Source organism: Pseudomonas mohnii, assembly GCF_900105115.1.
GTDB lineage: Bacteria > Pseudomonadota > Gammaproteobacteria > Pseudomonadales > Pseudomonadaceae > Aquipseudomonas > Aquipseudomonas mohnii.
Genome location: NZ_FNRV01000001.1, coordinates 5,087,721 through 5,105,978, shown reverse-complemented (window position 1 = coordinate 5,105,978; position 18,258 = coordinate 5,087,721). Strand labels below are relative to the sequence as shown.

Genomic DNA, 18,258 nt, shown 5'->3' with positions numbered 1-18,258 from the left:
CCACAAAAAACCGGCCAAACGGGCCGGTTTTTTTGAGCATCCAAAAGATCAACGCAGTGATGGACCCTTGAAACCCATCCACATCGCCAAATGCTCAGCAACGCTGGCGCCGAGCTTTTTCGAGAAGCGATCGAACGGCGACTCCTGAACCGTGAAGTCCACCAGCTCTTTTTCGCCGATCACATCCCGGGCTACCGAACTGGCATTGCCCAGGCCATCGATCAGCCCCAGCGGCAATGCTTGCTCGCCAGACCAGACCAGACCGGAGAACAGCTCAGGATGCTCTTTGTCCTTCAGGCGATCACCCCGCCCCTGCTTGACGCTGTTGATGAACTGATTGTGAGTGGTATCGAGCACACCCTGCCAAAACGCCGTCTCTTCCGGTTTTTGCGGCTGGAACGGATCAAGGAACGACTTGTGCTCGCCAGAAGTGTAGGTGCGACGCTCGACCCCCAGCTTCTCCATGGTACCGACAAAGCCGTAACCGGCCGCCGTGACGCCGATGGAACCCACCAGGCTCGCTTTGTCGGCGTAGATCTGATCGGCCGCACTGGCAATGTAATACGCGCCGGAAGCCCCCAGATCCGAAATCACCGCATAGAGCTTGGTATCCGGATGCAGGCCACGCAGACGGCGAATCTCGTCATAGACGTAACCTGACTGCACCGGACTGCCACCCGGACTGTTGATTCGCAGGATCACGCCCTTGACCTTATCGTCCTCGAAGGCCGCTCGCAGGCTTCCAACGATATTGTCGGCGCTGGCCGGCTCCTTGTCGGCGATCATGCCCGTCACGTCGATCAACGCGGTGTAATGGGCGCTGCGGGTGGCGGCTTTTTCCATGTCCATCAGCGGCGTGAACAGGGCCAGCGCACCAAACAGATACACAAACGTCAGCAACTTGAAGAAAATCCCCCAGCGACGGGACCGACGCTGTTCCTGCACGCTGGCCAGCAGCGTCTTTTCCAGCAGCTTCCAGCTTTTCTCGTCACCGCTCTCTGCGCTCGACTTGGCGGGCGCTTTCCATTCGTCGGTCATGCCATCTACCCCAGCAACAACGTATTAAGCCCGCTGACTCAGCCAGGCATGCAATTCTGAAAAGCGATCAACCGCCAGCCGCGGCCCGAACAGCTTCAGCGCCTCGATCGATTGAGCACCGTAGCTGACCGCCACCGAATCCATCCCGGCATTGCGCGCCATCTGCAGATCGAACGACGAGTCGCCAACCATCAGCGCCTGCGCGGGAGCCACCTGACAATGAGCCAGGATCTGCTCAAGCATCAGCGGATGCGGCTTGCTGGCGGTCTCGTCAGCCGCACGAGTGATGTCGAAATAATCTTCCCAGCCATGGGATTTCAGTACCCGGTCCAGCCCGCGACGGGCCTTGCCGGTCGCCACAGCCAGATGATAGCCCTCGGCACGAAACGCTTCGAGCGACTCGACCACACCTTCGAACAACGGCGAAGGCACAGCTTCCGATGCGATGTAGTGATCCGCGTAATGCTGACGAAAGGCTATCAGCTCGGCATCGCCGATTTCGGGATACAAGGTGCGGATCGCTTCCGGCAGACCAAGCCCGATGATGCCTTTGACGGCGAAATCATCACGCAACGGAAAACCGGTTCGCTCCGATGCCACATGCATCGCTTCGACAATCCGACCAATGGAATCGGCGAGCGTGCCATCCCAATCGAAAATCAGCAGCTTGTAATCAGATGGGCGCACTCAATCGCTCCACGGTCTTGGCCCACATTTCATCGACCGGCGCCTGCAACTTGAGTTCACCGCCATCGGGCAGCGGCACGGTCAGCATGTAGGCGTGCAGGAACAGGCGCTTGCCGCCCAGGTCGCGAATTTCCTTACTGAAATCGTCATCGCCGTACTTGGTATCGCCGGCGATGCAGTGCCCGGCGTGCAACGTGTGGACGCGGATCTGGTGAGTGCGGCCGGTGATCGGCTTGGCTTCGATCAGGGTGGCAAAGTCGCCAAAGCGACGCAGGACCTTGAACACGGTCACAGACTCCTTGCCCTCCTCCTCGTCGACCTCGACCATGCGCTCGCCGGAGCGCAGATTGCTCTTGCCGAGCGCCGCACGGACTTGCTTGATCGAGCTCGCCCAGTTGCCACGAACCAGCGCCATGTAGCGCTTATCGACACCATCACCGCGCAATGCGGTGTGCAAGTGACGCAACATGCTGCGCTTCTTGGCGATCATCAGCAGCCCGGAAGTGTCACGATCAAGACGGTGAACCAGTTCCAGTTCCTTGCAATCGGGGCGCAACTGACGAAAGGCTTCGATGACGCCGTAATTCAAGCCACTACCGCCGTGAACAGCGATGCCAGCAGGCTTGTTGATCACGATCAGCGCCTTGTCTTCATAGACAATCGAGGCTTCGAGTCGCTGCAGCAGGCCTTGGGCCAGCGGCACCGGTTCGTCGCGCTCAGGCACGCGAACCGGCGGCACGCGCACGATATCGCCCGCCTGCAGCTTGTATTCGGGCTTGATCCGCCCCTTGTTCACCCGCACTTCGCCCTTGCGCAAAATGCGGTAAATCAGGGTCTTGGGCACGCCTTTGAGCCGAGCGAGAAGGAAGTTATCAATACGTTGGCCGGCATATTCCGGCGAGACCTCAAGCAGTTGTACGCTTGGGGTCGAGGGGGCTGTAGTCGTCATGCCGCGGATGATAACAATTTTTTATGGAATTGAAGCACTTAATCATTGCTGCTATAGTCGCGAACGCCGCCAAAAGCGGCCTGGACAGCGGACCAACGGTCAAAAACCGACCCTGACCAACGCAATTCACCAGGACGCGAGGCCGTCCTACGGGGCTTTCGCTGCGTAACGGTGGAGTTTGCAGTTGTAACAAGCGCAGGTGACATGAGGCCTGAATCAAACCGCAAAGCAGAGTTTTCACTCGTCTTGCGAGCCAATATTCATGGCCAGTTCACAAAGTGCAGTCAGCTGCGAATGACCCCGAGCGAATGCTTCGGAAACAACGCCTAAATTAGCCATGATGCGTGACCTCCCCTATCGGAGCTCACGGTAAATGCCAACCCGCTGCGGATTCTGCGCGCGGCAGCACCCGAATTATCAGGGATACGTGTAGGGTGGAGATGCACAACCGCTGGACTGTGTAGCAATAGGCTTTATCAAGACGCTTCATCTCGTCCACAGCCGCTGGTTGATTCCTCCTCCTGACTGAGTGCTTAAGTAGCCACAGCAAGCAGGACGCGTACGTCGCGACACCGGCCCAATTGGTCGGGGTTCGCTAGACACTGGAGTGTCCAACCACTCCTGACGCACCTGACACCGACCATGAGAAGTCGTGTGTGCCGAACGCCGTTTCCGGCAGCCCGGAAACCGACGGTACTACATGAAAAGAATGCTGATTAACGCAACTCAACCCGAAGAGTTGCGTGTTGCACTGGTAGATGGCCAGCGCCTCTACGACCTGGACATCGAATCCGGTGCACGCGAGCAGAAGAAGGCCAACATCTATAAAGGCCGGATTACTCGCATCGAACCAAGCCTTGAGGCTGCCTTTGTCGATTTCGGCTCCGAGCGCCACGGCTTCCTGCCACTCAAAGAAATCTCCCGCGAATACTTCAAGAAAGCCCCTGAAGGCCGCGTCAACATCAAGGACGTCCTGAGCGAAGGCCAGGAAGTCATCGTTCAGGTCGAAAAAGAAGAACGTGGCAACAAGGGCGCCGCCCTGACCACGTTCATCAGCCTGGCCGGTCGTTACCTGGTACTGATGCCGAACAACCCGCGTGCCGGCGGTATCTCCCGTCGCATCGAAGGCGAAGAGCGCAACGAATTGCGCGAAGCCCTGAACGGCCTGGTTGCCCCGGCCGACATGGGTCTGATCGTGCGCACTGCCGGCCTGGGCCGCAGCAGTGAAGAAATGCAGTGGGACCTCGACTACCTGCTGCAACTCTGGACCGCCATCAAAGAAGCCTCGCTGGATCGCTCCGCGCCATTCCTGATCTATCAGGAAAGCAACGTGATCATCCGCGCCATCCGTGACTACCTGCGCCAGGACATCGGCGAAGTGCTGATCGACAGCGTCGAAGCCCAGGACGAAGCCCTGACCTTCATCCGTCAGGTGATGCCGCAGTACGCCAGCAAGATCAAGCTGTACGAAGACAGCGTTCCGCTGTTCAACCGCTTCCAGATCGAAAGCCAGATCGAAACCGCATTCCAGCGCGTCGTCGAACTGCCTTCCGGCGGCTCCATCGTTATCGATCCGACCGAAGCCCTGGTGTCCATCGACATCAACTCGGCGCGCGCCACCAAAGGCAGCGACATCGAAGAAACCGCCCTGCAGACCAACCTCGAAGCCGCCGAAGAAATCGCCCGTCAGTTGCGCCTGCGCGACATTGGCGGCCTGATCGTCATCGACTTCATCGACATGACCCCTGCCAAGAACCAGCGCGCCGTGGAAGAAAAAGTCCGCGAATGCCTGGAAGCCGACCGCGCCCGTGTGCAAGTCGGTCGCATCTCGCGCTTCGGCCTGCTGGAAATGTCCCGTCAGCGCCTGCGTCCTTCCCTGGGCGAAAGCAGTGGCATCGTCTGCCCGCGTTGCAACGGCACCGGCATCATCCGTGATGTTGAATCGCTGTCGCTGGCGATCCTGCGCCTGATCGAAGAAGAAGCACTGAAAGACCGCACCGCCGAAGTTCGCGCCCAGGTGCCGATCCCGGTCGCCGCGTTCCTGCTCAACGAAAAACGCAACTCGATCACCAAGATCGAACTGCGCACCCGCGCCCGCATTGTTATTCTGCCGAACGATCACCTCGAAACGCCGCACTTCGAAGTTCAGCGTCTGCGTGATGACAGCCCAGAAGCCGCGATCAACCAGTCCAGCTACGAAATCGCTGCTGCCGCTGCCGAAGTGGAAGAAGTCCAGCCCGCCGCAGCGACCCGCACCCTGGTTCGCCAGGAAGCCGCGGTCAAGACTGCGCCAGCCCGTGCCAACGCTCCGGTTCCGACCGAAGTCGTTGCCGCTCCGGTTGCCGCTCCAGTCGCTGCTCCAGAGCCAAGCCTGTTCAAGGGCCTGGTGAAGTCGCTGGTCAGCCTGTTCGCCTCCAAGGAAGAGCCTGCTGCCCCGGCCGTGGTCGAGAAACCGGCTGCCACCGAGCGTCCGGCTCGCAGCAATGAAGAACAACGTCGCAACGGTCGCCAGCAGAGCCGCAACCGTAACGGTCGCCGCGATGAAGAACGCAAGCCGCGCGAAGAACGTGCACCGCGTGAAGAGCGCGCACCACGTGAGCCACGCGAAGAGCGTCAACCACGCGAAGCCCGTGAAGAAACACCAGCCGTAGCACGTGAAGAACGCGCACCGCGTGCTCCACGAGAAGAACGTGCACCTCGCGCACCGCGTGAAGACCGTAAGCCACGTGGCGAACGCGAAGAGCGCGTTCGTGAACTGCGTGAGCCTCTGGATGCTGCTCCGGCTGCTCCGGCTGCTGCGGCGACCGCTGAAGAGCGCCCGGCCCGCCCGCCACGCGAAGAACGTGCTCCACGCCCACCGCGTGAAGAACGTCAACCCCGTGCCGAGCAAGCCGCTGCCGTCGCTGAAGAAGAGCTGACCACCAACGAAGAGCAACTGCAGGAAGAAGGTCAGGACGGCGCAGAAGGCGATCGCCCACGCCGCCGTTCCCGTGGCCAGCGTCGTCGCAGCAACCGTCGCGAGCGTCAACGCGATGCCAACGGCAATGTGATCGAAGGATCGGAAGAATCCGAATCCGGCGAAAGCAATGAAGCACCAAGCACCGCCGACCTCGCCGCCGGCCTGGCTGTTACCGCAGCCGTTGCCAGCACCGTGATCAGCGCCCCGGCCGAAGCACAGGCCAACGAGCAAGCCGAACGCGCCACTGCCGCCACCCTGGAAATCGCTCCAGTCGAAGCGCCAGTCGTTGAAGCGACTACCCCGGTCGAAGCTACCGCATCGCCGGAAGTCGAAGTGGCACAAGCACCACACGTAGAGCCTGTGGTTGAAGCGCCTGTCGTGGTTGCAGAGCCGGTTGTCGAAACCGCCACTGAAACCGTGACCGAAGCCGTTCGTGAAGCTCGCGAAGAGCAAACCGCGTTCAACTGGGTTGCCGAGCCAGCCGTAACCGAAACTCCAGCGCCAGTCGTTGAAGCTCCGGCGATTGAAGCTCCGGTTGCCGATGCAGTGACCTCCGAGCCGGTCGTCGCAGCAGCCGAGCCTGCTCCTGTCGTGGAAACGCCGGTAGTTGCCGAAGTGCCTGCATCAGTGGTTGCTGCCGCTCCGGCCAATGCCCTGACACCAAGTGGCCGCGCACCGAACGACCCGCGTGAAGTGCGTCGTCGCAAGCGTGAAGAAGAGCGCCTGCAGAAGGAAGCCGAATTGGCTGCCGCTGCTGCTCAGGCTGAAGCAGTCGTTGCTGAAGTGGCCGAGGCAGCACCTGCCCCGACTGCAGAAGTTGATGCCGAGCCAGCTCAATCCGCAATCCACGAAGCACCACGCTCCGTTCAGGAAGCGATTGAGCAACACGAACAAGCCCTGGAAAAAGAACACGAACCTAAACCTCTCGTCTGATTCCATCGGCTAATGAAAAGCCCCGCCAGGTGACCCTGGCGGGGCTTTTTTATAGCTAAAACAATCACACCGATTCCCTGCTTAACATTCGGAAATTGATGCAGGCTGACCCACCGCTATCGCGAGCAAGCTCCCTCACACAAGGGGTCTGCGATCACTTGAAGAGCAAGCTCCCCGGCACATCCACATCCCACAACACCCCGGGATCCCCCACAGCCACCTCAACCACGCGCCCGTTGGCAAATAGCGGCTTGGCGCCACGATCTCCCGATAGCGCCATCAATCCCGCCGCGAAATCACGTCCGAACCCGACCGGATGCCCATACTCTCCGTTTTGCACCGGCACGCTGACGCTGTCGTGACTGATACCCGCCAGGACTTTTTCAATGGTGGACGGGAGGATGAACGGCATGTCACCCAACACCATCAACCAGCCATCGAGTTGGGCACAGGCAGAAACTCCCGCAGCAATGCTGTCACCCATGCCGATGGACTCGATCAACACAATTTCGCAGCCATAGGCCTGGGCCATGCGAATCACTTGAGGTCGATCAGCGGTGGTCACCAGGACGCGCTTGCCGCCATTGGCCGGAAGATTCACCAGCACGTGCTCGATAACCGAACGAACCGCGCCATCGCGGCCGGTGCAATCGGCCAGTAACTTGTCCTTGTCGGCACCGGCGAGCTGACGAAACCGACTGCCCTGCCCCGCTGCCAGCACAATGACGCCGATGGACTCGCTCATACGCGCTCCCGTAGCGGCTTCTTCTGTTTCAGCTCCACGCCATTTTTAATGGCCACGATTTCAGCCATCAGCGACAAGGCGATTTCCGCCGGGCTATGACTGCCGATATGCAAACCGATCGGACCGTGCAGCCGCTCGATGGACTGTTGCGACAAGCCCAACTGCGCCAGATTGTCCCGGCGCTTCTGACTGTTGACCCGTGAGCCCAGCGCGCCGACATAAAACGCCCTGGAGTCGAGGGCCGTGAGCAGGGCCATGTCATCCAGGCGTGGATCGTGAGTCAAGGCAACGATGGCCGTGCGCTCGTCGGTCTGGATACTCAGCACCGCCTCGTCGGGCATGCCGGAGACGAAACGACCATGCTGCTCTTCCCAGCCATGGACGAACTCGGTCCGCGGATCGCAAATCAGCACTTCGAAATCCAGCAGCCGCGCCATTTCGGCAACGTAGCGCGACAATTGCCCCGCGCCGATCAACAACAAGCGCCAGCGGGGGCCATAGATCGCGCGCAAAGTCTGCTCGTCAAACACCAGTACATCCGTTTTACCGGCCGGCTGCAAAACCACTTCACCGGTTGCGATATCAAGGCAACGCGCCACGATTTCGTGGGCTTCGCAACGCGCCAGCAGTTCAGCGACCCACGCCGGATCACCGACACGCTCCTCGGTTAATCGCAACGTGCCGCCGCAGGGCAAGCCAAAACGTGCCGCCTCTTCGCGGGTCACGCCGTAGGTGATCAATTGCACCGGCGGCCCGTCTGCCGGAATCCGACCATCGTGCAACCGGGCGATCAGGTCGTCCTCGACACAACCACCCGACACCGAACCGATCACCACGCCGTCTTCACGCAAGGCCAGCATGGCCCCGGGTGCCCGGGGCGCGGTGCCCCAGGTCTGGACCACGCTGTACAACACCACCCGCTGACCGGCGCGGCGCCACTCCAGGACACTGCGCAGGACATTCAGATCAGCGCTGTCCATCAGGATTCAGCCTTTTGCCAGCCCTGCAACTGATAGCGAACCGGCAGGCTGCGGATGCGCTTGCCGGTGGCAGCGAAGATCGCGTTACACAGCGCCGGCGCAATCGGCGGCACGCCGGGTTCGCCGACGCCGCCCAACGGGACATTGCCCGGCGGCGTGACCAGATGCACCGCGACCTCCTTCGGCGCCAGGGACATGCGCGCCACTTCGTACATATGGAAGTTGTCCTGCTGGACCTTGCCATCCTTGAAGCTGATCTCACCCAGCACCGCATTGCCAAGGCCCATCACGCAGGCGCCTTCAAACTGTGAGCGAATCCGCTCGGGGTTGATCTGCGGCCCGCAATCCACGGCAATGTCAGCCTTGTGCACAATCAATGTGCCATCATCTTTGACCTCGACTTCGATCACCGCCGCCACGTATGTGACGAAGCTGTAATGCACCGCCAGGCCCAGGCCGCGCCCTTTCGGCAGCTCGCGCCCCCAACCGGCGGCTTTGGCGGCAATTTCCAGCACCGTGCGCAAACGTCCGGTGTCGATCGGGTAACGTTCCGGTGATTCACCGTAGTTCCACTCTTCACTCAAGGTGCGCGGATCGATCTGACGGTCTGGACCGAGCAATTTGATCTGGTACTTCAGCGGGTCCTGTCCGGCCTTGTGCGCCAATTCATCGACGAAGCTCTGGATCGCAAAGCCGTGGGGAATGTTCGATACCGAGCGATACCATCCCACCCGGGTGTGTACCGCCGCTTCGGGGTTTTCCAGGCGTACGTTGGGGATCGCGTAAGCCATGTTGGTAAAGCCCATGCCCAACTCGAATGCCGCCTCGTGGTTCATGCCCGGCGCGAATAGTGCGGTGATACTCGGCGCTACCGTGCGATGCAACCAGCCGGATGGCAGGCCATCCTTGTTCAGGCTGGCCTTCAGGTATTCAGCGGACACGGTGTGGAAATAGGAGCAGTGGATGTCGTCTTCGCGGGTCCATTGCACGCGCACGGCTTTGCCAGGGAACTCCTTGGCAAGAATCGCCGCCTCGATAATGAAATCGGGCTTCGACTTGCGGCCGAAACCGCCACCCAACAAGGTGACATTGAAGGTGACATTGTCGAACGGCAGGCCGAGACGTTCGCTGATCCGCTCACGGGTGACCTGTGGCGCCTGACTCGGGCCCCAGGCTTCGCACACACCGTCCTTGTAGCGGGCGATGGCGACCATTGGCTCCATCGGTGACTGCGATAGATGCGGCAAGTAGTAGGAGGCTTCCAGCGTGCTGTTGGCGCCGCTCATGGCTTCATCGATGTTGCCCGTGTTGCGCACCACTTTGCCGGGTTTGAGCGAAGCGGCTTCCAGCTCCTTGCGGTAGGCGATCGAGTCGTAACTGGCATTGGCGCCGTCATCCCATTCGATTTTCAGCGCTTCACGTCCCTTGATCGCCGCCCAGGTGTTACTGGCCACCACCGCCACCCCACCCAGCGGTTGGAACTCTGATGGCAGTGGACGGCTTTCGATCTGCACGACCTTGAGCACACCGGGGACTTTCATCGCGGCGCTGGCATCGAACGTTTTGACCTTGCCACCGTACACCGCTGGACGGGCGATGGTGGCGAACAACATGCCGTCGACATGCACGTCGGCACCATACACCGCGCGACCGTTGACGATGTCGTCGCCGTCGATGGCCCTGGTGCCTTCCTTGCCGATGTAGCGGAACTCCGAAGGTTGCTTGAGTCGCAGACTGTCACGCGCCGGCACGGCCAAGGCGCCGGCAGCGGCGGCCAGGGCGCCATAATCCAGCTCGCGACCGGAAGGTTTGTGGATGACTTTATGCAGTTGCGCATGACATTCACTGACCGGCACTTTCCACTGCTCGGCAGCCGCCTGCTCCAGCATGGTCCGCGCGGCGGCACCGCAGCGGCGCATGGGTTCGTACCAGTGGCGCATGCTGCGCGAACCGTCGGTGTCCTGGTTGCCGAAACGCACTTCGTCGCCCGGCGCCTGTTTGACTTTGACCCGCGCCCAATCGGCTTCGAGTTCGTCGGCCACGACCATGGTCAGGCTGGTGCGCACACCCTGGCCCATTTCCGACCGGTTGCAGATAACCGTCACCGTGCCGTCGGTGGCGATGCTGAGATAAACCTTGGGATCGTCGACCCAGCCATGGGGCATACCATCGGCGCCGAACTTCTTCTGCGCCTCTTCGGCGAACGCGTCTTGCCAGCCCCAACTGGCGGCCACCACCAGCGCACCTGCAGCGCCGACGCCTTTGAGGAAACCACGCCGACTGAGATTGCTCAGGGCGAAATCATTCGGTAACTGGCTCATGCCTTGGCCTCCTTCAGGTGAGTGGATGCCTGGCGGATCGCGGTCTTGATGCGGTTGTAGGTGCCGCAGCGGCAAATGTTGCCGACCATCGCCTCTTCGATCTGTTCGTCGCTGGGGTTCGGATTGGTTTTAAGCAATGCAGTAGCAGACATGATTTGCCCGCCCTGACAGTAACCGCACTGGGCTACGGCCGTATCGAGCCAGGCTTGCTGCACGACTTGGCCGACCGGGTCGGCATGCAGGTTGTCGATCGTGGTGACGTTCTGCCCCACTACCGAGCCGATTGGCGTGATACAGCTGCGTGCAGGGGCGCCTTCGATGTGAATGGTGCAGGCTCCGCACAGGCCCATGCCGCAGCCGAATTTGGTGCCGTTGTAGCCGGCCACGTCGCGGATCGCCCAGAGCAGCGGCATGTCCTCGGTGACGTCGAGTTGATGGTCTTGACCATTGAGTTTCAGGGTAATCATGGGCACGCCCGCATAGTATTGGGTTATGGGGTCGAGCAATCTGCCGCTTTAGCCAAGCGGTTCGGTCATCGCAGATCGACTCAGGCTAATGGGCTCTCTTGTGCGAACGAACACGTCTGCACCGGGCCTTTGGATGGAGCAAATGCTGGTATCGTTAGGTGGCTAAGTTAACCCAGTATTAACAAAAAAGCCCTGCACAACGGAAGTTGTACAGAGCTTTGAGATCAGTCAGGAGAGCTTAGCTTCAATACTGATTGGGCTCCATTTCCAGATTGACATGAAAACGTTCTGAAATGTCTTTCTGGATACGCTGTGCCAGGTCGAGCAATTGCAGCCCGGTGGCACCGCCATAATTGACCAACACCAATGCCTGCAATTTATGCACGCCTGCATCGTTCTCGCGAAACCCTTTCCACCCTGCCCGTTCGATCAGCCAGCCTGCCGCCAGCTTCATCTGACCGTCCGGTTGCGCGTAGGCCACCAGATCCGGGTATTCGCCCTTGAGCTGCGCGACCAGCGCGGCCGGCACCAGCGGATTCTTGAAGAAACTACCAGCATTGCCGAGCACCGCCGGGTCCGGGAGCTTCTCATTGCGGATACTGCAAATGGCCTGGCTGACATCAGTGGCGGTCGGCTGATCGATGCCCTGCTCGGTCAGCCGCTGACGCACGGGGCCGTATTCCAGGTGCAGATGTGCGGTGCGGTCGAGCGTAAAACGTACCCGAAGGATCAACCAGCGCCCCGGTTGCTGCTTGAAGACGCTGTCGCGGTAAGCGAAGTCGCATTCTTCCAGGCTGAAGTCGCGCAGCTCTCCGCTGTGGCGATCGAGCGCCGTCAGGCCGGCAAACACGTCCTTGATCTCGACGCCATAAGCACCGATGTTCTGCATCGGTGCCGCGCCGACGGTGCCGGGAATCAGGCTCAGGTTTTCCAGACCGGACAACCCCTGCGCCAGTGTGTACTGCACGAACGGATGCCAGGGCTCGCCAGCCTCGGCTTCAAGCACGACTTTGCTGCCATCGTCGCTTAGCACACGAACCCCGCGAGTGGCCATGCGTAGCACCAGCGACGACACGTCTGCCGTCAACAGCAAGTTGCTGCCACCACCGATGACCAGCAGGGGCACATCATGGTCCCGTGCATAAGCCAGAGCGTCACGCACGTCGGCGTCGCTATGGGCCTCGGCAAACAGACGGGCCTGAACATCCACGCCAAAGCTGTTGTACGGTTTGAGCGAAACCTGTTGCCGCACCTGCAGACTCATAACCGTCCCTTCAATTCGATCACCAGCAGATCACTGGCGCGCTCGATCAAATCCAGTACCCGCTCGAAGCCCTGGTCACTGTCGTGATAGGGATCCGGCACCTCATCGATGCCCGACTGATAGCGACGCAGGAACAGATCCAGCTCTGCTTTACCCTTGACCGGTTGCATGGACTCGAGATCGCGCAGATTGCTTTTATCCATCGCCAGGATCAGGTCGTAGGTGGCGAAATCGGCGCGGGTCACTTGTTGGGCGCGCTGGGCGGACAAATCATAACCTCGCAGCTTGGCAGCCGCCTGACTACGCTTGTCCGGCGCCTGGCCGACGTGCCATTCACCGGTGCCGGCGGAGGCGACTTCTATCTGGTCGGCCAGCCCCGCCTCACGCAATTTATGCCGCAGCACGCCTTCGGCCGTGGGTGAACGACAGATGTTGCCCAGGCATACAAACAAAACACGCATCAGGCCTCCAGCAGGCGACGAACGCGCTCAAGGTCTTCAATGGTATCGACGCCGGCCGGCGGTGCGATCAGCGCATCGGCAACGTGAATCCGCACGCCGTGCCACATCGCACGCAGTTGTTCCAGGCTCTCGGTGTTTTCCAGCCAGCATGGCCCCCAGCTGACAAAGTCATGCAGGAAACCGGCGCGGTACGCATAAATACCGATGTGGCGGCGGTAAGGCACGCCTTGCGGCAATTGCTCGCGGCTCTTGGCGAAAGCATCCCGTGCCCACGGTAGCGTGGCGCGACTGAAGGTCAGGGCCAGGCCATTGAGATCACTGACAACCTTGACCACGTTGGGATTGAACAGGGTTTCAACATCGTCGATCGGCTCGGCCAGGGTGGCCATGCGCGCTTCGGTGTGGATAGCCAGATTGGCGGCGACCTGATCGATCACGCTCGGCGGGATCAACGGCTCATCGCCCTGGACGTTGACAACGATGGCATCGGGCGCCAGGCCCAGTTTCGCCGCGACTTCCGCCAGGCGATCGGTACCGGAGTTGTGGTCTTCGCGAGTCAGCACCACCTCAGCGCCAAAACCCTGGCAAGCCTCGACTATACGGGCGTCATCAGTGGCAACCACCACACGCTGGGCGCTGCTTTTGCTGGCCTGCTCCCAAACATGTTGAATCATCGGCTTGCCGGCGATCAACAGCAGTGGCTTGCCCGGCAGGCGCGTAGAGGCGTATCGCGAAGGAATGACAACGGTAAAGGCTGCGGTCATTTGTCCAGACGCTCATCGGTCGTGAGGGTGCGAGCTTCGGTTTCGAGCATCACCGGAATACCGTCCCGGATCGGATAAGCCAGGCCGGCGCCCTTGCTGATCAGCTCGGTCTTGTCGGCGCTGAGCTTGAGCGGGCCTTTGCAGACCGGGCAGGCGAGGATGTCGAGCAATTTGGTGTCCATGAGCATTCCCTGGATAAAACGGTTTAAGGCAAAAGTCGAGCCGGCAACAGGCGCATCAACTGCGTATCGAACCAGGCCACGAAGGCCGGCGACGGCACAGCATCGACCGCCAGGTACCACCAATCGGCAGCGGCGAAGGCACGGCACTTCACCGCGTCCTTTTCGGTCATTACCAATGGCAATGACGGAGTGAAATTCAAGGCCTGCACGCTATATTCGGCATGGTCGGCGAAGGCATGCGGCACGGGTTGCCAGTGTAGCGTTTCGAGGGTCTTGAAGAAACGCTGCGGATTGCCGATCCCGGCCACGGCGTGCAGCGCCTGGCCTTTGGGAAAGTGATCGAGGGGACGACGCTCACCGCTTTGCAGATTGACCAGCGCGGTGGGTTGCAACCGGAAAGCGAACCCCCCGTCTGGATCAGCCATGGCGCCGTTATAGAGCACCGCATCGACGCTTTGCAGGCGTTCGACCGGTTCTCGCAGCGGCCCGGCCGGCAGGCAACGCTGGTTGCCCAGGCCACGGGCAGCGTCGATAAGCACCAGTTCCAGATCCCGCGCCAGCCGGTAATGCTGCATGCCGTCATCGGACAAAATCAGATCCAGCGGCTCGCTCGCCAGCAAGGATTTGACGGCATTGCTGCGATTGGGGTCGATCATCAACGGCACACCGGTGCGCTGGACGATCAACAATGGCTCGTCACCTGCAATGTCTGCGGCTTGATCCGCCTCGACCCGCCATGGCCAGTGCGCCGGCCTGGCGCCGTAACCACGACTGACCACACCCACCCGCAAACCACTGCGCTGGCAATGCTGGATCATCCACAGAATCAGCGGTGTCTTGCCGGTGCCGCCCACGGTGATGTTGCCGACCACGATCAACGGCACGGGTGGCTGATAGATTTCACCTTCGCCCGCCAGAAAGCGCTTGCGCTTGTTGTTGACCACGCGTCGATACAACCACTCCAGCGGCTGCAGAAGTTTCAGGGCCGGATGACCCCGATACCAGGCGGCAAGCAGGCGATCGGACATGGCCATCAGGGTGCGGGCGGCGCCGCCTCGATGGTGGTCATGCGCAAGTGACTGAAACCAAGCTTGCCGGCGGCGTCCATGGCGGTGATCACCGCCTGATGCTGGGTTTTGCCGTCGGCGCTGATGGACAGCGGCCGGCTGGTATCGCCGCCTGACTCTTTCTGCAACGCTTCCATCAGGGTCGCCAGGTCGCTTTTCGGCAAGACCTGGTTATTCACCGAAAACACGCCTTCGGCACTGATGGCGATGTCCAGCTGCCGGTTCTGGTCTTCAGCCGGCGAGCCGCTGACCGCTTCCGGCAGGTCGACGCGCAATTGGGTTTCACGGGTAAAGGTCGTGGTCACCACGAAAAACAGCAGCAGGACAAACACCACGTCGATCAACGACACGAGGTTGATGTCCACCGTTTCCCGTGGTTTGCGGCGGAATTTCACGCTTTGCTCCCGGCCAGATCCACATCACGGTCGCCCTGCACCACCTCGACCAGTTTGATCGCTTCCTGCTCCATGCCCACGACGAGCTCATCGATACGCCGTTGCAGGAAACGATGGAAGAACACCGATGGGATACCTACGATCAGCCCCGACGCCGTAGTGATCAATGCCTTGGAAATACCGCCGGCCAACACCCCTGGGTTGGTCGCCATGCCCGTGCCCATGAACGAACTGAAGATATCGATCATGCCCAGCACAGTACCCAGCAGGCCCAGCAGCGGCGCCATGGCGGCAATGGTACCGAGGGCGTTGATGTAGCGTTCCAGCTCGTGGACAACCCGGGCGGCGGCTTCTTCAATGCACTCTTTCATGATCTCGCGGCCATGCTTGGAGTTCGCCAGACCTGCCGCCAGGATCTCGCCCAACGGCGAATTGGCGCGCAGTTCCTTGAGTTTTTCCTTATTGAGCTGCTTGTCCTTGATCCAGACCCAGACCTGCCCGAGCAAGTGCTCCGGGGTGACGCGACTGGCACGCAGGGTCCAAAGGCGCTCAGCGACAATCGCCATTGCCGCGATGGAACTCAGGATGATCGGTATCATCATCCAACCGCCGGATTTAACCAATTCCCACACAGTGACAGTCCCCTCGAAAAAGTGCGCCACTCTAACATAGGGGGTCGACGCACCGAAGACCGTGATGTCGCATTCGGTCGGGCATTCATGACGCCCGGTTATTTGGCCAGGGGTGGTGGATCGCGCCAGAAGCGCCGTTCCAGACGCATTGAGCGCGGCGCCTCGAAACGCCCGAGCTGGAGATGAATGGCACCTTGATCCGCACTGTCGTAGATCGCCATGCCGTACTTTTGATAGCGTGCCAGGACGGTCGGGTGTGGATGGCCGAACGAATTGCCCTGGCCACGTGAGATCAGCACCGCTTTGGGCCGCAATCGGTCGAGCAGCGCCATGGAGGACGAACTGCGGCTGCCATGGTGCGGCGATTGCAGCCAGTCGGTGGGTATGGCCAAGGGACTCTCGAGCAACGCTCGCTCGGCGGCCATGTCGATGTCGCCGGTCAGCAGCATTCGCTCACCGCTGGCTTCAATCTGCAGCACGCAGGATTTTGGATTGCTTTCACGGGCGTGCGCCCATTGCCACAGTTCAAAGTTCACGCCGTCCCAGGTCCATCGCCGACCGCTCTCGCAGCCCGCCGCTTGCCATTCATTCGGCAATTCTGCGGGTTCACCACCGAGTACGTGCTTCACCGGTAGCCCCTGGGCGACCGCCCGCGCCCCGCCGGCATGATCGGCATGGGCGTGGCTTATCAGCATCAGATCAATACCGTCCACGCCCAGCTTGCGTAACGTTGGCAAGACCACGCGCTCGCCAAGATCGTTATCACCGAATCGGGGACCCGTGTCATACAGCAGCGTGTGGTGGCGAGTGCGCACCAGGATCGCCAGACCTTGGCCGACGTCCAGTTGCCAGATGTCGGCAACGCCTTCCGGTATTTCTGAACGCGGCGGAAAAATCAGCAACAGCAGCAGCGGCCAGCCCAGCGGGCGTAACGGTACGCCTCGCGGCAGCAACAAGAGAAAGGCTCCCAAGGCACCCAGCCCCCAGCCCCACAGCGGGATCGCCGCGGGCACCCATGCCGGAACCAGGCCAGCCACCCACGCCAGGCCCCTGAACAACCCATCGATCAAGCCGCCGGCGAGCCATAACAGGCCCTCACCCACATACGGCACCGGCAATAACAGCGTCCCGAGCAAAGCAGGTGGCAACACCAGCAGGCTGATCCACGGCACGGCCAGCAAGTTGACCAGCGGTCCACTGAGACTGATCGGCAACCCCAGCACCAGTAAAAGTGGGCCCAGGCCGATGGCGATCAACCATTGCGCGCGCGTCCAGGTTTGCCACCATCGCCACGGCCCCAAACGACCGCTGAAAGTGAAAATCAACACCGCGACCGCCGCAAAGGACAACCAGAATCCCGGTTGCAAACTTGCCAGCGGATCCAGCAATAACACGCCATTGAGCGCAAGCAACAGCGGCCACCAGGCACCGAGATGACGAAAACGCAGGCGCCATAACAACACCAGACCGATCATCAAACAGGCACGCCGCACCGGCACCTCGAACCCGGCCAACAACCCGTATCCGAGGGCTGCTGCGAATGCCAGACCACAGGCCCAGGGCAACCACGACAGACGGTTCGGCCACAGGCCATAGCGGGCGAGTCCGGCAATCAACAGATACACCACCCCCGCCAGCAGACCGATGTGCTGCCCGGAAATCACCAATAGATGCACAGTGCCGGTGTCTTGCAACACCTGCCAGTCCTGACGGCTGAGTCCGCTACCATCCCCCAGCACCAACGCCGTCAGAACGCCCGTCCGGCCCTGGGCATCCACGGCCTGCAACCGCTGCCGGATGCCGTCGCGCCAAGCCCAGCGTGCCTCGCTCAATAGCTCGCCGTCCTTGACCGTCCCGGTCGCACCGATTCGTTGCGCCAACAGCCAGGCGTCGTAATCAAAGGCATGTGGATTCAGCAGCCCGGCGGGACGTTTCAGCTTGACCGCCACTCGCCAGCGCTCGCCGCTCTTCACTGGCGGTCCGCCATACCAGGCCAGACGCATGAGTGGCGGCACGGTGCCGTGGCGCGACCGCGCGTCGGCCAATTCGAAACGCACCACTGCCTCGGTATGCTGCGGCAACCCCACCACCCGCCCTTCGACCCAGCGCGTTTCGCCATCGAGGCGCGATGGCAATCGATCATCCAGCGCCCATTGGGCCTGCAGGCAGGCCCAACTCAAACCGAACAGGAAAAACGCCACTGGATAAGTCCTGAACGGCAGCAGCATCAAACCGATAACCGGCAACAACGTGCATAACCAGACCGGCGGCAATGCCGGTAAAAAACGCAACGCCAGCAGACCCAGCGCCAACGCAACCATCCCTGTGCGCATAAGCTCGTCCTAGAGAGTCCAGCCCCTAGGCATAGCCGGCCCGTCGCACCGCCGTCGTTATTAATTGTCACAAACTCTGAA

General features: G+C 60.9%; 16 protein-coding genes. 1 reads left to right on the top strand and 15 read right to left on the bottom strand.

Annotated features, from left to right (window positions below):
- Positions 1-48: 48 nt before the first annotated feature.
- From BLV61_RS23730 to rluC, 3 genes are read right to left on the bottom strand one after another with little or no spacing between them, the layout of a single operon-like run.
- Entirely contained in the window at positions 49-1,038 is a 990-nt protein-coding gene (locus BLV61_RS23730) for a S49 family peptidase (protein ID WP_090467768.1), read from the bottom strand.
- A 24-nt stretch (positions 1,039-1,062) separates the two neighbouring features.
- Positions 1,063-1,725: an HAD-IA family hydrolase gene (locus tag BLV61_RS23725; protein WP_047526971.1), complete on the bottom strand. Its 663-nt coding sequence runs from the start codon at positions 1,723-1,725 to the stop codon at positions 1,063-1,065.
- Entirely contained in the window at positions 1,712-2,674 is a 963-nt protein-coding gene (gene rluC / locus BLV61_RS23720) for a 23S rRNA pseudouridine(955/2504/2580) synthase RluC (RefSeq protein ID WP_047526970.1), read from the bottom strand. The genes BLV61_RS23725 and rluC overlap by 14 nt, the downstream gene beginning before the upstream one ends.
- Positions 2,675-3,374: 700 nt before the next feature.
- Between rluC and rne the strand changes: the two genes are divergently transcribed.
- Positions 3,375-6,566, top strand: coding sequence for a ribonuclease E (rne, locus tag BLV61_RS23715; protein WP_090467766.1), 3,192 nt, complete (start codon positions 3,375-3,377; stop codon positions 6,564-6,566).
- A gap of 154 nt (positions 6,567-6,720) precedes the next feature.
- On the opposite strand, the gene BLV61_RS23710 is transcribed toward rne, so the two are convergent.
- The 12 genes from BLV61_RS23710 to BLV61_RS23655 form a co-directional block, all read right to left on the bottom strand.
- Positions 6,721-7,311, bottom strand: a complete 591-nt coding sequence (locus tag BLV61_RS23710; protein WP_090467764.1) for a nucleotidyltransferase family protein — start codon at positions 7,309-7,311, stop codon at positions 6,721-6,723.
- Positions 7,308-8,291: an XdhC family protein gene (locus BLV61_RS23705; RefSeq protein ID WP_047526966.1), complete on the bottom strand. Its 984-nt coding sequence runs from the start codon at positions 8,289-8,291 to the stop codon at positions 7,308-7,310. The genes BLV61_RS23710 and BLV61_RS23705 overlap by 4 nt, the downstream gene beginning before the upstream one ends.
- On the bottom strand, positions 8,291-10,612 hold the full coding sequence (locus tag BLV61_RS23700) for a xanthine dehydrogenase family protein molybdopterin-binding subunit (protein ID WP_090467762.1): 2,322 nt from the start codon (positions 10,610-10,612) through the stop codon (positions 8,291-8,293). The genes BLV61_RS23705 and BLV61_RS23700 overlap by 1 nt, the downstream gene beginning before the upstream one ends.
- Complete coding sequence (locus tag BLV61_RS23695; RefSeq protein ID WP_090467760.1) at positions 10,609-11,079, bottom strand: (2Fe-2S)-binding protein; 471 nt, start codon at positions 11,077-11,079, stop codon at positions 10,609-10,611. Before BLV61_RS23695 ends, BLV61_RS23700 begins: the two co-directional genes overlap by 4 nt.
- A gap of 244 nt (positions 11,080-11,323) precedes the next feature.
- Complete coding sequence (gene murB, locus BLV61_RS23690; RefSeq protein ID WP_047526961.1) at positions 11,324-12,343, bottom strand: UDP-N-acetylmuramate dehydrogenase; 1,020 nt, start codon at positions 12,341-12,343, stop codon at positions 11,324-11,326.
- Positions 12,340-12,804: a low molecular weight protein-tyrosine-phosphatase gene (locus BLV61_RS23685; protein WP_047526959.1), complete on the bottom strand. Its 465-nt coding sequence runs from the start codon at positions 12,802-12,804 to the stop codon at positions 12,340-12,342. Before BLV61_RS23685 ends, murB begins: the two co-directional genes overlap by 4 nt.
- On the bottom strand, positions 12,804-13,568 hold the full coding sequence (gene kdsB / locus BLV61_RS23680) for a 3-deoxy-manno-octulosonate cytidylyltransferase (protein ID WP_047526957.1): 765 nt from the start codon (positions 13,566-13,568) through the stop codon (positions 12,804-12,806). The genes BLV61_RS23685 and kdsB overlap by 1 nt, the downstream gene beginning before the upstream one ends.
- A complete protein-coding gene (locus BLV61_RS23675; protein WP_007945752.1) occupies positions 13,565-13,750 on the bottom strand; it encodes a Trm112 family protein in 186 nt (61 codons plus the stop codon). The genes kdsB and BLV61_RS23675 overlap by 4 nt, the downstream gene beginning before the upstream one ends.
- Positions 13,751-13,773: 23 nt before the next feature.
- A complete protein-coding gene (lpxK, locus tag BLV61_RS23670) occupies positions 13,774-14,784 on the bottom strand; it encodes a tetraacyldisaccharide 4'-kinase (protein ID WP_090467757.1) in 1,011 nt (336 codons plus the stop codon).
- Complete coding sequence (locus BLV61_RS23665) at positions 14,784-15,212, bottom strand: ExbD/TolR family protein (RefSeq protein ID WP_090467755.1); 429 nt, start codon at positions 15,210-15,212, stop codon at positions 14,784-14,786. The genes lpxK and BLV61_RS23665 overlap by 1 nt, the downstream gene beginning before the upstream one ends.
- A complete protein-coding gene (locus tag BLV61_RS23660; protein WP_047526945.1) occupies positions 15,209-15,844 on the bottom strand; it encodes a MotA/TolQ/ExbB proton channel family protein in 636 nt (211 codons plus the stop codon). Before BLV61_RS23660 ends, BLV61_RS23665 begins: the two co-directional genes overlap by 4 nt.
- Before the next feature lie 98 nt (positions 15,845-15,942).
- Positions 15,943-18,177 carry a DNA internalization-related competence protein ComEC/Rec2 gene (locus BLV61_RS23655; RefSeq protein ID WP_090467753.1) on the bottom strand — a complete coding sequence of 745 codons (2,235 nt, stop codon included), beginning with the start codon at positions 18,175-18,177 and terminating at the stop codon, positions 15,943-15,945.
- Positions 18,178-18,258: the final 81 nt, after the last annotated feature.

Excerpts from the sequence above, each read along its gene's own strand:
- BLV61_RS23655 (WP_090467753.1), bottom strand. The coding sequence starts at position 18,177 with ATGCGCACAGGGATGGTTGCGTTGGCGCTGGGTCTGCTGGCGTTGCGT.
- BLV61_RS23705 (WP_047526966.1), bottom strand. The coding sequence starts at position 8,291 with ATGGACAGCGCTGATCTGAATGTCCTGCGCAGTGTCCTGGAGTGGCGC.
- murB (WP_047526961.1), bottom strand. The coding sequence starts at position 12,343 with ATGAGTCTGCAGGTGCGGCAACAGGTTTCGCTCAAACCGTACAACAGC.
- rluC (WP_047526970.1), bottom strand. The coding sequence starts at position 2,674 with ATGACGACTACAGCCCCCTCGACCCCAAGCGTACAACTGCTTGAGGTC.
- BLV61_RS23695 (WP_090467760.1), bottom strand. The coding sequence starts at position 11,079 with ATGATTACCCTGAAACTCAATGGTCAAGACCATCAACTCGACGTCACC.
- BLV61_RS23730 (WP_090467768.1), bottom strand. The coding sequence starts at position 1,038 with ATGACCGACGAATGGAAAGCGCCCGCCAAGTCGAGCGCAGAGAGCGGT.
- kdsB (WP_047526957.1), bottom strand. The coding sequence starts at position 13,568 with ATGACCGCAGCCTTTACCGTTGTCATTCCTTCGCGATACGCCTCTACG.
- rne (WP_090467766.1), top strand. The coding sequence starts at position 3,375 with ATGAAAAGAATGCTGATTAACGCAACTCAACCCGAAGAGTTGCGTGTT.
- BLV61_RS23710 (WP_090467764.1), bottom strand. The coding sequence starts at position 7,311 with ATGAGCGAGTCCATCGGCGTCATTGTGCTGGCAGCGGGGCAGGGCAGT.
- BLV61_RS23685 (WP_047526959.1), bottom strand. The coding sequence starts at position 12,804 with ATGCGTGTTTTGTTTGTATGCCTGGGCAACATCTGTCGTTCACCCACG.
- lpxK (WP_090467757.1), bottom strand. The coding sequence starts at position 14,784 with ATGGCCATGTCCGATCGCCTGCTTGCCGCCTGGTATCGGGGTCATCCG.
- BLV61_RS23675 (WP_007945752.1), bottom strand. The coding sequence starts at position 13,750 with ATGGACACCAAATTGCTCGACATCCTCGCCTGCCCGGTCTGCAAAGGC.
- BLV61_RS23700 (WP_090467762.1), bottom strand. The coding sequence starts at position 10,612 with ATGAGCCAGTTACCGAATGATTTCGCCCTGAGCAATCTCAGTCGGCGT.